The organism is Nitrosospira multiformis (assembly GCF_900111585.1).
Taxonomy (GTDB): Bacteria; Pseudomonadota; Gammaproteobacteria; order Burkholderiales; family Nitrosomonadaceae; genus Nitrosospira; species Nitrosospira multiformis_B.
This window is the reverse complement of the sequence record NZ_FOHI01000002.1, coordinates 157,863-173,191: the sequence shown is the minus strand read 5'-3', so window position 1 is coordinate 173,191 and position 15,329 is coordinate 157,863. Positions and strand designations below refer to the sequence as shown.

The window sequence follows — 15,329 nt, the reverse complement described above, 5'->3', positions numbered from 1 at the left end:
AAAATCGAATCAATCCGCAAGTGTAGAGGAGATAGCGATGCAAGGGAAAGTGATACTCGTCACAGGGGGAGCAAGGCGCGTGGGCGCCGCCACCTGCCGCCGCCTGCACTCACAAGGAGCAAATCTGGCCGTGCATTACAGAAGCTCGATCGGGGAGGCGCAGACATTGCAGGCCGAACTGAACCAGACGCGGCCCGGTTCAGTCGCCCTCGTACAAGCCGACCTGCTGGATATTGCACGCCTGCCGCAACTGGTAGCTGAAACTGTAGAACAGTTCGGGAAGCTGGATGCGCTGGTCAACAATGCCTCCAGCTTTTTTCCAACTCCATTAGGCGAAATCACTGCTGACATGTGGGACGATCTGATGGGAAGCAACCTGAAAGCCCCCCTGTTTCTATCCCAGGCGGCGGTCTCCCAATTAAGAAAACAGCACGGCTGCATCGTCAATATCGTGGACATTCATTCGGAATGGCCGCTCAAGAATTACGTGGTATACAACGCCGCCAAGGGGGGGCTTGCCTCGCTGACCCGATCGCTGGCGCAGGAACTTGCGCCGGAAGTCCGGGTAAATGGCATCTCACCCGGCCCCATCCTGTGGCCAGAAGCGGGCGAATGGGCGGATGAAGCATCGCGTCAGCGCATCATTGACAGGACGCTGCTGAAACGGACGGGTGAGCCGGATGATATTGCCCGGACCGTTGCTTTCCTGATTGCAGATGCGCCTTACATCACTGGCCAGATCATTGCCGTGGATGGGGGACGAAGTGTGAATCTATAGCGGGGTTGCAAAAATCATTGGACGTCAGAATTCCCTAAAGGAAGAATCTGCCCAGTTTCCTCGGCTTGGGGAATGAACTCGGTGGGAAGCAAAAGGCCGCGCCGAGGATGTTGCCATCGCACAGGCGCTTCGGCTCCCATAATCCCGCGCTATCCATCTGCGGCTGATAGTAGAGAACAAATTCGTTTCTCTCCAGCTTTTGCATAAATCTGGATAATGAGGAAGACGTCCTGGCTCTCATCAAGGTTATGCTGGGATTATTCCAGACGGAAACAACTCCATCTCCTACTGCTGCTGGAAGGGTTAGAGCGGGTGCAAATACAAAGACCCGCTGTCATCATCCATTTAAAGAGATTTCTTCTGGTGTAGAAACTCTATTATCTTGGTCGCTGTGACGGCGGGACTAAAGAGATAGCCCTGCATCTCCTCACATTCGAGGCTTCGCAAAAGCTCGGCTTGCTCAACCGTTTCCACCCCCTCGGCAACAACACGCAAATGCAACGAATGTGCCAGGGATATGATTCCAGAAACAATGGTGAGATTGTCTGGATTGATATTCATATCGCTGATGAAAGCGCGATCAATTTTCAAGACATTGACGGGCAATTTGGCGATATAACTGAGCGAAGAATAACCAGTACCGAAATCGTCTATCGCAAGCTCGATACCCATATCCTGGATGAGATTGAGCTTCTCGATATTGGCTTTGATATCGTGCATGATTACACTTTCCGTGATCTCAAGCTGGAACGCAGCTTGATCTCCCGCGTCACTTACCACATTTGCCACCATATCGACAAAATCCTTCTGCCGTAACTGAACGGGAGAAACATTGATAGCAATTCTCGGTGGATTTAAACTCATGGCTTTCCATTTATTTGCATCCGATATCGCTTTGCGCAGCGCCCACCGGCCCGCGTCAAGAATCATTCCCGTTTCTTCAAGTAAGGGAATGAAGTGCAGCGGTGAAAGTACCATGGCGCTTTCCGGATCGTGCCAGCGCATCAGTGCCTCGAGTCCGCTTATTTGCCCACTCTTCAAATCAACTTTGGGTTGGTAGTACAGCACCAATTGTTCCTGCTCCAACGCCTGACGCAGCTTGATCTCGAGTTTCAGTTTTTCTTTAACCCGTGCATGAAATTCGGGAGCATAAAACAAATGCTTGTCGGAAGAATGCTTGGCCTTCTTTAGCGCTGTTTCAGCATTTCTCAAGAGCGTATCAGTATCCAGGCCGTCGCTAGGAAAGAACGAAGCTCCCGCCCTGGCGGAAACCCACAGTTCCTGCCCATTAATTAAAAAGGGCTCGTTCTGAACCTCGAACAGAAGCTTTTCTAGCATATGGACGATGTCGATGCTTTCCTCTTCATGTTTTCTGGCGATAGCGAAATAATCGGCGGAAAGATGGGCCAGAATGTCTGCTTCTGAAAGCAGTTGCTTCAGCCGCTTTGCAAGTTGGCGGAGTAGACTGTCGCCCGCCCCATGGCCGAACGATTCATTAATACTGCTGAACCGTTCGATGTCCAGGACAATTACGGAAAGCATCTCGTGACCGGAAGAAACCATCTTGATCCGCTGATTAACCCGGTCTAGAAATAACGCCCGGTTCGGGAGCTCGGTCACAGCGTCGAAGAAAGCCAGATAATTGATGCGCTCCTCTTTTTTCAGGTGATCCATTGCAAACGAAATATCGCCTGCCATTTCTACTAGCAAAGCAATTTCCTCCTCGTCGAAAAACCCTGTCTCGGGAGTATAGAGAGTCAGAGTGCCGACGAGTTGCCCATCGAGAACCAGGGGCAAGATCGCCATGGAAAGATAATCGTGAGCCAGCGCTGCGTTATGCAAACCCTCCATGCGCTTATCGGCAATGAGATCATTGCAAATGAACGGCTTGAAATGTGTGATTAAATCCTCTACCAGCGGAGCTCCTTCCGGCGCACTCATCAGAGATAGGTTGAGTTGGAACAGCTCATCATTTCCTTGCCCCATCTTAGCCACTGGTGCAATTATTCTCGTATTTCCCCCCAGCATTCCGATCCAAGCGAAAGCGAATCCACCGTGAACGACTGCAATACGGCATGCCTCATTGAAAAGCTCCTGTATTTCACGGACACGCACAATGGCTGTATTGATACCACTTAACACGCTATATAAGCGGTTGAGCCGGACTACTCTCGCTTCATATTCCTTGCGCTGAGCGATCTCCGCTGTTAACGCCGCAGTACGCTCCCCCACCAACTTTTCCATATGTTCATGCAATCGGGCACGCTCCAGCGCAACGCTTACCTGCTGCCCAATCCCGTAGAATGTGTCCAACTCATTCTCCCTGAACTCATCCTGTTCCAAGTTCAGGAGATTCATCACGCCCTGGTTCTTGCTGCCACTCCACATCGGTATGGTGATATGGTGGCAAGAACCCTTGCCTCCGCTTGAGAAGAGGCGCTCGCAGTTTAAAATTTTAGGGGTATTGCCGAGTTCCCCGGCGAGCAAAAGGCGCAGGCAATTGCATGATATGTTCAAGCCATCAGCACTTACTGATGCGGGTACGTTTCGTGAGCCTGCTAAACTCAGACCATCGGTATTCCATAAATAAAGCCATCCCGCCTGGACTCCAGGCAACATCATGGCGTACTCCAGCGCTTTTTCGCTGACCTCGCACTCGGTTGCTGCCTGGTTCAAGCCTTCCGCCATTCGATACAGTCCATTGAGCAAGCGATTCGAGTGCGTCAGCTCAAGTTGTCGCGTATTCAGTTCAGCGTTGAGGCGAACCGCATCCTCATAAACTGAAATCAATAAATCCACGATCTGCTGCCGCTCACTGGTGATGAAATGTTTTTGCCCGCCCAGATAAATCTGCATTCCCATTTGCATCTTCTGACTCTTGCGCAGCTCATGGCTCATCAGCAGATAGTCAATACGATCAAGAAGATATCTGTCGTCATATGGCTTGCGGATAAAATTGTCGGCCCCCGATTCCAATCCCTGGATGATATCCTTGACATCCGCCAGCGAGGTAAGCAGGATCACTGGAATCTTCTTGAGTTGTGCGTCCCGCTTGATTTCACTGCATAGCGCAAACCCATTCATCTCCGGCATCATCACATCACTGATAATCAATGTCGGATTGCACTGCCGCGCCCTCGAGAGGGCCTGCTTGCCATCACCTGCAGTGGTAACTTTGTAGCCGTTTTCCTCCAGCAGATACTTCAGTTTTTCCGCTTGCGTGGGACTGTCCTCTGCGATGAGAATCTCGACTTTCCGGGCATTGTGGGTTGAAATATCATGCGCCAAGCTTAGTTTCTCCTCGTTCGGCCACCAGATTCGTTAGTGCTGCGGCAATCTTTTCCAGAGGCAAAACCATGGTCGCCGCACCTAACCTGATCGCCTCGCCCGCCATACCGTGGACGACCGAACTTTCCTTGTCTTGTGCGAAAGTAATCGCGCCTTTCTCCTTCAGAAGACGTAACTCGTCAGCCCCATCACGGCCCATCCCCGTCAATAGGCCAGCAACGGCATCATGACCGTAGACTCTGGCAACCGACCTAAAAAGATATGAAATTGAGGGTTTTGATCCATACTCTGGCTCGTCCTTGGTCAAAACGATCTCCCCTCGATTCTCTACCTTCATCTGGCATTCATCGGGTGCTATATAAACATGCCCCGGCAGGGGCAACTCACCCTGCCTTGCAATATGAATGGGAAGATTGGACGAGTTCTTTAGCCATTGGACAAATCCTTCCATGAATCCCGCAGTCATATGCTGAACGATTAGAATAGGCACAGGAAAATGCTTTGGGAGTGACGAAAGAATCGCCTCGAGTGCAGGCGGGCCACCCGTTGAAGCACCCACAACGACAATTCTTGTTTGCGCCACACGGTTAAGCAGAGGGGCGCGTACAGAAAGTGAGGCCGGAGAAGCTTCTCGCATGCGCGCCCAGCGACGAACCACCTTTACTTCTGACATCAGTTTTACGACCTCTATCATCTTCCGAGCGGTCGCCTCGTGATCCGGATGGCCGATGCCTGCCGGCCGCGGGAGCACTGCCAGTGCCCCTGCATCGATCGCATCAAATGTTGTCCCAACCTCTGCCGGATCCGTACTGCCGCTCACGATGACAATGGGAGTCGGCTGTGTCTCCATGATCAGCTGTGTGGCCTTCACCCCATTCAGCTTCGGCATGTGAATATCCATTGTGATTACGTCAGGCCGATGGCTGCGCAAGGCATCGATTGCTTCTTCTCCGTCACCGGCGGTCGCAATAACAGTGATATCAGGATCGGAATTGAGTATGTAAATGAGGAACTCTCGCACTACCGGTGAATCTTCCACTACCAGGACGTTTATCATGGGAGGGAATTCACGCCTTAATGCTGCTGATGCTGATCAGGCGTCGCGTCGCTTCCAGCAAATTGCTTTGGTCAAAGCGGCTCTTCACGATATATGCATTCGCTCCCACATCGATGCCTCGCTCCCGGTGATCACGCGAATCCAATGCCGTTACCAATACCACCGGCAGCGCCGCCAACTGCTTGTCAGCACGTATCTTGGCTGTCAGGGCAAAGCCGTCCATTCGCGGCATTTCAACATCAGAGACTACCAGGCTGTAGGCGCCCGTTTTAAGGGCGGTATAACCCTCCACTCCATCCACAGCTGTAGTCACACTATAACCTGCCGATTCCAGGATATGTTTGAGCAGCGTCCGAGCAGTGATGGAATCGTCCACCACTAAAATAGAGTGCTTGCTTGATGTTCCCTGCTTCTCAGCCGATGAGTCCTGAGTAGAGATGAATGTAGCCGAGGATGCTTTCACAGCCGATTTCAACAGGTCAGGTACGTTAAGCACCGGGACCACTCGCCCGGTTCCCAGCATGCATACACCTGCGACGTTTCTTACCCGCTTCAATGGCCGGAGGAGTGCTTTTATTACCACCTCTTGCTCCCCGAGAACCTCTTCCACGAGAAATACAACACGACCAAGGCCTGAACTGAGAACGATCCCTCGCAAATAGTGCGTGGGTTCCATTTCTGCCGAATTGCGAGCTAGTTCCAGTATGTCATTTAACCTGACCAGAGAAACAGGTTGTTCATCTACCAGAATGGTTTCTCGATTTTTCACTGTCTGAATTTCGTTTTTGGCGATTCGGACTACTCGCTCAACGCTGCTTGAAGGAATAACAAAAAGCTGTCCTCCGGCATGAACCAGAACTCCCCGGGTATTTGTTAGCGTTAACGGCAGTAAGATATGGAAAGCAGTTCCGGTATCAGTACTTGATTTGACCTTGATGCTGCCGCCCAAAGCTTCAACCTTTTCACGTACAATCGCGAGTCCCAGCCCGCGTCCAGAGATATCGGTGATGAGGGGACTGGTGGTTACACCAGATCTAAAAATAAGCGCAAGCAATTCCGACTCACCCAGTTGCTCCATCTCCTCCTCAGACATTACGCCAAGCTTGCGTGCGGCAGCTTTCAATTTACCGATATTGATTCCGCCCCCATCATCGGCTACACGTATCTCAGCCTTACCGCTATCGCTTTGCGAGCATGCGAAGGTGATTCTTCCCGACGAAGGCTTACCTTTAGCTAACCGGGCGGCGGGCTGCTCAATACCGTGGTCGATGCAATTACGTACCAGATGGATCAGAGGGTCTTTCATCTCTTCCAAAATATGCCGATCAATTTCCACCTCGCCGCCACTGACCACCAGCTCCAGGCTCTTGCCCTGTTCGCGGGCCAGCTCGCGGGAGAATCGGGGCAGAATATCCAGCAGCGTCGAGAAAGGCAGTAATTGCATTTCTTTGACGTCCTGAATCAGGCAATCGGTCATCCCAGCAAGTGCGCGTTGGTCTTGTTCGATAGTCCGCTGCAATCTCACTAGCCGCTCCTCAAGCGCTTTCATTTGAAGCGGCTCCCCATCCAGGTATTTGAGCAGTTTGGGGAGCCCATGTTGCCCCCGGAAGGGGCTATCCTTGAGGCTGGATGTCAACTCGCGATCAATAATGCGGACCGCCGACTGGATTTGCAGGCGCTGCTTCTTCCATGTGGCAAGTGTCGCGGTGATTTCGCCTAGCTCCTTGGCCCGTTGTCGCGCTGTCAGGCACGGCAGCAACAATTCCTCAACCTGACGCAGAACCTTTTCAAGTTTTACGGTAGGCACTCTGATTGTTGCAGATGCATGGCTCGAAGTAGAGGTTCGCAAATGTGTACTTACATCGGCACGGGCTACGGATGATTCGTCGGGGGGAAGCAAAGATAAAGGTGATGCGGCCTGCGATAAGGAGGAGCCCGTACGCCCTTCTTTTATGGGACTTTTCAGCGTTTCATCGAGCTGTCGGGTTATTGTAGTCAACAACGGCTTTTGCCGCTCAGCCATGCTGCCCTCTCCTGAAACGAGCGTCCCTAGAGCATCGACCGTCCCAAGCAGGCGATCAATGAGCGATGACGATACGGCAAGGCTTTTATCTTTCAGTGCGGAGAATACATTTTCCAGAGAACGGCAGGTCTCCTCGACTTGGGCAAAATTGACTGCTCGTGCTGCACCTTTGAGACTGTGTGCGCACCGCAACATGTTCTCAATGATATCGAACGCCGGGGTATCTACAGGTTTTCCCTCCAGGGCGAGCAGTCCCGACGATATATCCTTCAGGTGGGCCTCTGCCTCGATGCGAAACATTGCAAGGAGCCTTTGCAGAAGTACATCCCTTTTGTCAGGCATGGGCTTTTTCCACTTCTTTTACGAAATAGTCTTTCTTGCTGCCTACGAGGACACTCAATTTATTCCCCATCTCATACAAGCCTTGTGCCGCTGATTCTGCCTGCCTGGTACCTGCCACGTTCTGTTCGCTCGCCTGCTGGATGTTAGTCATGGCCATCGCCACCTGGTCCATGCCGACCATTTGTTGCTTGCTTGATGCCGCAATTTGGGTAGCTGCTTGCGCTGCCTCACTGATGCTGGTGGATAGTAGGCGGATTGCTTCACCCGTCTCGGTGGATTGCCTGACCCCCGCCTCCACCGCTTTATTGCCTTGCTCAGTGGCGAGTACCGCAGCATTAGTCGCTTTCTGAATATCACCCAGAATGTTTCGCACCTGGGCAGTGGCTTGTCTGGATTGATCCGCCAGACTTCTTATCTCCCGAGCAACTACGCCAAAACTCTTACCTTGTTCCCCAGCCCGCGTCGCCTCAATAGCGGCATTTACGGCCAACAAATTGGATTGTTCAGCCAAGTCGTTGACTGTGGCAATGATCTCGCCGATGGCATGCCCCTGCTTGGAGAGCTGCATAATGCTCTCAGCTATGGATTCCATCTGCTCCTGGATCCGATTCATTCCACTAATAACCTCCCCCACCGATTTGCGTCCAGCCTCGGAGATATTGGAAACTTTCTGCGCATTGTCTGATACATATTTAGCTTTCTGGCTCGTAGTCAATGCGGTTTGCTTGACCTCTTCCACGGTGGCGGTTGTCTCGCTTACTGCGGCTGCGGTTTCGGCTGCGCCAGCGGCAACCTGGGAAGTGGTGGAAAGAATCTCTGCTGAAGACGACGCAAGTTGGACGATGTTCTCCCGGAGTTGTCGGGTAATCGCCCTGCTCAGGCGAATGCCGATTGTTAGTCCAACTAAAACAGTAAATAAAGAAACGGACACCAATGTAGTGGCATAAGAGCTCACTTTATCCGCGGCTTCAATTTTTCTACTTTCCAGAATTGCAGATTGTTGTTCATAGAAACGCTTGGCCTTATCTATAAATGCAAGGCTGAGCGGGCGGAATGTGTTAGTCACGAAGGCGAGCGCTTCCTCGGGTTTTTGATCAAACGAGAGCCGGACGGCTTGTTGCTGGGCCCCGTCCAATTGCTGGTGCAGGGATTCGAGCTCGTTGAGTAGACTATCCCCCTTGTTTCCACTCATTAGCTGTCGAATTTTTTCGAGGATTTGCTTGAACTGGCGATCATTGTCTTGGAGGAGCACCTGGTTGGTCTTCTGCAGGTCTGGATAAAGCAGAATACCCCGAACGTAGGTTTGTTGCGCAAACCCCGCAATCCGCAATTCATTCGCACTTTCCATCAGCCGCTCGTCTACGCGAAGGAAATGATCGTAGGCCGCCTGTGTCTGGCTAAGTGCATAGAATGCCACAGCGGTAGAGAGTGCAAGAAGCGCCAGTATGACGGAATACCCTCCAATTATCTTTTCACTGATGGTCATGCTGTCCTTTCAAAACTTCGTTTCGTCATTTAAATTCAGTGTCTTCACCCATTTCGATACTTCTCTACTCGGCTACTTGCTCATCTACAACGATGCTCTCATCCATGAGAAGATTTTCCGCATCAAGAACCACTAGTCGCTCCGAGGTTATTCCCTTGAGGTATTTCTTACGAATGCCCATAAGAGTGGGTAAAGATGACTGAATGTCGGTTGCCGGGATAGACCGGGCTCCAAGGACTTCGTCCACCAGAATGCTGAAAGTCATTTTTCCCGACTGCAGTACGATAACTTTGTTGCGTCCACGCAACTCCTTCTCCGGCACTTCGAAAAACTTCTTCAGGTCAATGACCGGCAGGATCTCCCCGCGCAGGGTAACAATGCCGCGAATAAAATCAGGGGTGCAGGGCAGCGATGTGATGTCCTCAACCTCGGCGACCTGAGTGACATAGCACGATTCGAGGGCGTAACGTTCACAACCAAGAATAAATTCCACGATTTCAATGTCTTCATTCCGTACCTCTTGAGCCGGTAACTCCTGAGCCAGGGCCAATGCCCTCAATTGCAAGATCTGCTGAATTTTTTCATTGGAAGGCATCCAAGTGCTCTCCACTGTTGCACGAGGAGAATTCTGGTTCTGCTCGAGCTCGAGAGAATTTCTGGAAGCCACTTTCCTTTTTTGAAACCCTAAGGTTCTAGTTGTCATGTGATGCTCTACTCTTTATTTCCTGATGATTGAGTGAATCACATATTCTTATAGAGGTAATGAAATGAGCGAGATCTCCGGCGGTCAGGCCGCCTGAGTCCGGGAGAATGTCGTTGGATGAATATCCATTCAACAGCGATAGTGCATTGTCAAAATGACGTTCTGCTTCCCGGCTTTTGCCCTGCGTCAGGCAGAGGTTACCCAAAGCAAAATGGGCAAGCACAAGATCAGGATCAAGATATAGCGTATTCATCAGGTACCGCATTGCTTCCTTGGCCTGCCCCAGCTCCTGGTGAATCGTTGCCAGGAGATAGTAAGCCGCAGGGTTCAGTTTGTTAGCGGCAATTGCTTCCTCGCACTGCTTTACAGCCTTGGTGAGGTCGCCTCGATCGGCATAGCGACGGGCTTCGTGATAAAGCGTATTGGACCACTCTTGATTCGCTGGTTGGCTTGCAACGTCTTGCACGCTTGTTAGCTGAGTGAAAGAGCTTGATGCCACCGGCAATATTTGCGGTTGCATACTTTCGAGCGAATGGGCCGTTTCCCAGGCCTGCAGACTGGAGGGTGAAGCTGAAGTTACCTCGTATAAGGCATCCGATGACGGACCAAAGGAGAAGTAATTGCCATTTCCATGCACGTCGTGACTGTCAATCTTCTGATAGAGGCCGGTTCCGGAAACGGTATGAAGTCGGAACTGAGGAAACGAGTCGCTAGACATTTCCACGGGACTCACAATGAGCCATCCGTAGTCGACTAGAGATCGATGAAAGCCCTGTCCAATCCTTTTAACTGCCTGGGGGTTGAAATACATCAGCACATTTCGACAGAAGATGATGTCCACGACGCGGGTGCCATTGGCCTGCGATGCATACACATCCTCGGCCAGATTTAGATTGGAGAACGTTACTCTTTTACGGATATGCGGCACTATCTCGAATAGGCCGTTTTTTTTCCGTTTAAAGTAACGCTCTTTAATCCAACCCGGGGTCCCCCGAAAAGCCCACTCTCTATATAAACCTTCGGCTGCTCGATCCAGGAATACCGGATTGATGTCTGTTGCAAGGATTGTCGCATTCCATTCCCCCCCATGCTTCTTGAACAATCGATCAAGGAGTATGGCAATCGAATAGGGTTCTTCGCCCGTGCAACAGCCCGCACTCCAAATCCGCAGTTGGCGATTGTTTTCTTTGCATTTCCGTATCAGTTCCGGAAGAATACTTTGTTCAAGTACGTCCAGGCATTTCTGCTCCCGGAAGAAGTAGGTCTCCCCGACAGTAAGGTGGCAAGCAAGTATTTCGATCTGTCTGCGGGTCAGGGAAGTGGAAAGGAGGTGACGGGCAGCTGTTTCGGTGTCCGGCATGTCAAGCTCGGGTGCGGCAGCCGCAATTGCGCGCTCGAGGTCACCCCAGCGCTTTTGCGGATAATACAAGCCCATCTTCATCGCTATTAAATCACTTAGCTGCGAGACCAGCATATGAGGAAGGGTGATTTGCATGCCCTATGAGGTACTAAGCGCCAAATCCAAGGACTTTTCTTCTTCTAATGAAAGGAATTCGCCAAGATTCTGGATAAGGATCAATCCATCCTGAAATTTGATGACTCCCTTTAAGTACTTGAGGGGAGGAAAGAATTCAGCTGTTGGAACCACACATTGTTCCAGACATTCCTCAACTCCCATCACTGAATTTACCGCCAGCCCCACAAGACGGGTCGTCGTATGAGCGAAAATCAGCCAGTCAGTCAGCAAAATTTCGCGCTTTGGGAGATCAAACCGTTGCCGGATGTTCACGATAGGGACAACTTTGCCGCGAAGATTAACTACACCGAGCACAATTTCCGGCGCTCCGGGTAGCGGTGTTATATAAACCATGCGTGCGACACTCTCCACCGCAGGCAAATGCAAGGAGTAGCGCTGATCATCCAGGAAAAAAATCAAATAATGATTTCCGGCCCTTACTGTGGTATCAAACTTCATGATTGATATAAATTGTTATAGTGATGGAGCGCCTCAGCGAGCACCATCTTCTCACCGAGTGGGAGTAAAGGAATAAGATGCCAAGACAGACAAGACCAGGTTAGCTCTTCTGGGCAGTCATAGCCCGCACTAAGAGTTAGTTGAATTTTCGGTATTGCCCGCCCTTCTATCGCGGGTACCTGGGTGACAAGCCGAGAAAACTCGAAAACCAGGTTACATTGAATTATTCCGCTTTCACTATCGGCTCTGCATTGCTGGAAACAGCATGTCTAGTTATCACTGCCAGCTTTTTTAAAGAAATACTTGCTGTATTCCGGTGAGTTAATAAACATATGAGACTACAGAATGAGTACTTTTGCACCTGTAAAATCTTACAGGTACAAATAGCTTTACCTCTTTTAACGCCAAAGCCATGATGTAAGTGTCAGCCAATCTGCTGGCATAGAAAGCCAGCGAATGATTAACAGCACAATAGCCATTTCCGTGCCATCTATAATCTTTTGCAGCTATTGACTTCTCCCTTTTAAAGTCTTTCCTATTTTTCGTAAATCTGAATGGAACCGAAGGTAATAGCAACAGATTTTGGCAAACTTGTTCTTGATGAAATGCCCGGCGGCGCAATTGTTACCACTGCCGAGGGCGTTGTCGTTTATTGGAACAAGGGCGCGCAATCGATATTTGGCCATACGGTGGCGGAAGCCTTGCAAAGGAGGCTTACTGAACTCGTCGGTGCTCCTGATCATCGATCCAAGATCAACCAGAGCCTGAGAAATACGCACGAGGCAAGGGCTTCAGTGGATGAGATCTTATGTCGCAAAAAAGACGGCTTGCTGGTCTATGTAAACATGTCATTCAAAGTCCTGTCGCAGGATCAGCGCCAGGACGGCTACGTCCTGATTACAAGTACAGATATCACGCATATCAAAGCGTTGCGCGATGCCAAGTTGATCAATACCAAATTCGGCAATTTGCTCGATTCAATACCAGATGGAATAGTCATAGTGAACTCGACAGGACGGATAGTCCTGATCAACACGCAAACGGAGAAACTGTTCGGATATAGCGCAGACGAACTTCGCGGCCAGCCCGTGGAAATGCTGCTGCCCCCTCGCAAGCGCGGCCTCCATTCGGGAGAACGCACAGCTTACTTTACCCATCCGCATATCCGAATGGTCGCCGCCGACTGGGAGCTATACGGGTTTCGCAAGGACGGCCCCGAATTTCCAGTGGAAATCAGCTTGAGTCCCATTGAAACGGATGAAGGCAGGTTTAGCATAAGTGCAATCCGCGATATCAGCGATCGAAAAAAAGCCGAGCAGAAATTTCGCGGACTGCTGGAAGCGGCACCCGATGCGATCGTCATTGTGAATCGCAATGGCGAAATCGTGCTGGTGAATTCCCAAACCGAAAAATTGTTTGACTACCAGCGAGAACAGTTGCTCGGTAAAAAGATGGAGATGCTTATTCCACCCCGTTACCGCTCAAAACATCCCGGGTTTCGGGAAGATTTTTTCCGTGCACCCCGCACGCGTCCAATGGGCATCGGACTCGAGCTCTACGGCCTCCGCCGCGATGGCACTGAATTTCCTGTTGAAATCAGTCTTAGTCCCATTGAAACCGAAGAAGGAATCCTGGTATCCAGTGCCATCCGCGATATCACCGAGCGCAAGCGTACTAAGGAAATCCAAACTCAACTCAGACGGGATCTCACTGAGCGTGAAATAGCGGAAAAGGCGCTTTTTGAAGAAAAGGAACTCCTGCGCGTTACCTTGAGCTGTATTGGTGACGCCGTTATCACAACGGATACCGAAGGAAGCGTTACCTATCTGAATCCGGTCGCGGAAGCCATGGCTGGGTGTAGTTCCGATGACGCAAAGGGTTTGCCTCTTCAAGACGTATTTCAAATCATCCATGCAGAAACCAACGAGCTGGCATCTAGTCCAGCCGAAAGGGTTTTAAGGAATAAGGAGACCGTAAGTCTTAATTCACATGCGCTGCTCATACGGCGAGACGGTCAAACCTTTCCGATCGAAGACTCGGCCGCGCCCATTCGAGACCAAAATGGTTCAATTATCGGTGTCGTGCTGGTATTCCGCGATGTCAGCCATGCACAGAAGATGGCGATGGAAATGCGCTATCAGGCGACGCATGACGCCTTGACGGGGCTGATCAACAGGCATGAATTCGAGCGGCGTCTGAAACAGGTCCTGGAGCACGATAAAGGAGCTGACGAGCATACTTTGCTTTATCTTGATCTCGATCAATTCAAGATCGTAAACGACACTTGTGGTCACCTTGCAGGGGATGAGTTGCTGAAACAACTCACCAGCCTCCTGCAAGCAAAGTTGCGAAAGGATGATACTTTGGCGCGCCTGGGAGGAGATGAATTCGGCTTATTGCTTGAAAGATGTCCAAGGGGATCGGCATTTCGCGTGGCTGAAGTGCTGCGGCAAACCGTGCAGGAGTTCCGTTTCGTCTGGGAAGAGCGGGTGTTCTCGCTTGGGATAAGCATCGGGCTGGCTACTTTCTCCAGTGGCGAGCAAACTTTCTCGGACGTTTTACGTATGGCAGACACGGCTTGCTTTCTTGCCAAGGATAAGGGGCGTAACCGTGTTCAACTCTATGCTTCCGATGACAAGAACCTCGAGAAACGCCGTGGCGAGATGGGATGGGTGGAGCGCCTGCACAAAGCTCTCGACAAGCAGCGGTTCGTACTGTATTCACAGAAAATATTGCCCCTTTCCGCACCTTCAAGCGCTAACCACTACGAGATACTGCTGCGAATGAAAGGAGAAAATGGCGAGCTAGTACCTCCCATGGCCTTCATCCCCGCGGCGGAGCGCTACGGCCTCATGCCTCAACTCGACAGATGGGTAATCACCAATGCCTTTGCCCAATACGCTTCATATCGCTCACAAGGCACAAAAGACACCTGCACTATCAATCTCTCAGGCGCATCTATTTGCGATGAGCATTTATACGATTTCGTGGTGGACCAATTGAAGCAATCTCAGGTTGATCCTGCCGGGATCTGTTTCGAGATTACGGAAACTGTGGCAATCGCAAACCTTACTCAGGCTGCCGCATTGATCCGCAAGCTAAAGGAACTCGGCTGTCGCTTCTCCCTTGACGATTTTGGCAGCGGAATGTCCTCCTTTACTTACCTCAAGCACTTGCTTGTAGACTATTTAAAAATCGATGGAGCATTCATCAAGGGCATGCTCAGTGATCCTATTGACCATGCTATGGTTGAGGCGATTAATCATATAGGCCATGTAATGAAAATCCAAACGATAGCGGAATGGGTAGAGGAAGAGTCTTTTCTTGAGGCGCTGCGAAAGATAGGTGTTGACTATGCCCAAGGGTATGCGATTGAAGAGCCGCGCCCCATAACGCTTTGTCATTGACTCTTCCCCTCAAACACCGTGCCCCAGTCGGGTAGAGTTCCAACGCTACAGGTCCTAAATGGGCCCCTTATTAAATTCTCTGTTATTGCTTCCGAGCTTCTGCCGCCTTGAGATACTCTGGCAGCCACCGCAGGCCCGGAAAGGAAAAGAATGCATGAGACGTTCCCCTCCTCTCTCCCGATCGTTGTACTCAGGGGAATTTATTTTCATTTCAGATTTCAAATTGCACTGGAGTATCAAAAAACGAGATCGAGATCTCGTGACCAGGAT

General features: G+C 50.8%; 9 protein-coding genes. 2 read left to right on the top strand and 7 right to left on the bottom strand.

Annotated elements, in window-relative coordinates:
- The first annotated feature begins 37 nt into the window (after positions 1-37).
- Positions 38-778 carry a pteridine reductase gene (locus BMW46_RS03875; RefSeq protein ID WP_074704965.1) on the top strand — a complete coding sequence of 247 codons (741 nt, stop codon included), beginning with the start codon at positions 38-40 and terminating at the stop codon, positions 776-778.
- Between the two features lie 345 nt (positions 779-1,123).
- On the opposite strand, the gene BMW46_RS03865 is transcribed toward BMW46_RS03875, so the two are convergent.
- The 7 genes from BMW46_RS03865 to BMW46_RS03835 all read right to left on the bottom strand — a co-directional run bounded on the left by BMW46_RS03865 (position 1,124) and on the right by BMW46_RS03835 (position 11,652).
- Entirely contained in the window at positions 1,124-4,066 is a 2,943-nt protein-coding gene (locus BMW46_RS03865; protein ID WP_074704963.1) for an EAL domain-containing protein, read from the bottom strand.
- The gene (gene cheB / locus BMW46_RS03860; protein ID WP_074704960.1) at positions 4,056-5,123 is read right to left on the bottom strand and encodes a chemotaxis-specific protein-glutamate methyltransferase CheB; all 1,068 of its coding nucleotides are present in this window, start codon (positions 5,121-5,123) and stop codon (positions 4,056-4,058) included. Before cheB ends, BMW46_RS03865 begins: the two co-directional genes overlap by 11 nt.
- Positions 5,124-5,133: 10 nt before the next feature.
- A complete protein-coding gene (locus tag BMW46_RS03855) occupies positions 5,134-7,488 on the bottom strand; it encodes a hybrid sensor histidine kinase/response regulator (protein WP_074704957.1) in 2,355 nt (784 codons plus the stop codon).
- Positions 7,481-8,974 carry a HAMP domain-containing methyl-accepting chemotaxis protein gene (locus BMW46_RS03850; RefSeq protein WP_074704955.1) on the bottom strand — a complete coding sequence of 498 codons (1,494 nt, stop codon included), beginning with the start codon at positions 8,972-8,974 and terminating at the stop codon, positions 7,481-7,483. Before BMW46_RS03850 ends, BMW46_RS03855 begins: the two co-directional genes overlap by 8 nt.
- A gap of 64 nt (positions 8,975-9,038) precedes the next feature.
- Entirely contained in the window at positions 9,039-9,569 is a 531-nt protein-coding gene (locus BMW46_RS03845; protein WP_074705660.1) for a chemotaxis protein CheW, read from the bottom strand.
- A gap of 97 nt (positions 9,570-9,666) precedes the next feature.
- A complete protein-coding gene (locus BMW46_RS03840; RefSeq protein WP_074704952.1) occupies positions 9,667-11,172 on the bottom strand; it encodes a CheR family methyltransferase in 1,506 nt (501 codons plus the stop codon).
- 3 nt (positions 11,173-11,175) lie between these two features.
- On the bottom strand, positions 11,176-11,652 hold the full coding sequence (locus tag BMW46_RS03835; protein WP_074704949.1) for a chemotaxis protein CheW: 477 nt from the start codon (positions 11,650-11,652) through the stop codon (positions 11,176-11,178).
- A gap of 554 nt (positions 11,653-12,206) precedes the next feature.
- Between BMW46_RS03835 and BMW46_RS03830 the strand changes: the two genes are divergently transcribed.
- A complete protein-coding gene (locus tag BMW46_RS03830) occupies positions 12,207-15,059 on the top strand; it encodes a bifunctional diguanylate cyclase/phosphodiesterase (RefSeq protein ID WP_074704946.1) in 2,853 nt (950 codons plus the stop codon).
- The last annotated feature ends 270 nt before the right edge of the window (positions 15,060-15,329 follow it).

What these genes read in the sequence shown, in the direction of transcription:
- BMW46_RS03875 (WP_074704965.1), top strand. Translation starts at nt 38, where the DNA reads ATGCAAGGGAAAGTGATACTCGTCACAGGGGGAGCAAGGCGCGTGGGC.
- cheB (WP_074704960.1), bottom strand. Translation starts at nt 5,123, where the DNA reads ATGATAAACGTCCTGGTAGTGGAAGATTCACCGGTAGTGCGAGAGTTC.
- BMW46_RS03855 (WP_074704957.1), bottom strand. Translation starts at nt 7,488, where the DNA reads ATGCCTGACAAAAGGGATGTACTTCTGCAAAGGCTCCTTGCAATGTTT.
- BMW46_RS03850 (WP_074704955.1), bottom strand. Translation starts at nt 8,974, where the DNA reads ATGACCATCAGTGAAAAGATAATTGGAGGGTATTCCGTCATACTGGCG.
- BMW46_RS03845 (WP_074705660.1), bottom strand. Translation starts at nt 9,569, where the DNA reads ATGCCTTCCAATGAAAAAATTCAGCAGATCTTGCAATTGAGGGCATTG.
- BMW46_RS03840 (WP_074704952.1), bottom strand. Translation starts at nt 11,172, where the DNA reads ATGCAAATCACCCTTCCTCATATGCTGGTCTCGCAGCTAAGTGATTTA.
- BMW46_RS03835 (WP_074704949.1), bottom strand. Translation starts at nt 11,652, where the DNA reads ATGAAGTTTGATACCACAGTAAGGGCCGGAAATCATTATTTGATTTTT.
- BMW46_RS03830 (WP_074704946.1), top strand. Translation starts at nt 12,207, where the DNA reads ATGGAACCGAAGGTAATAGCAACAGATTTTGGCAAACTTGTTCTTGAT.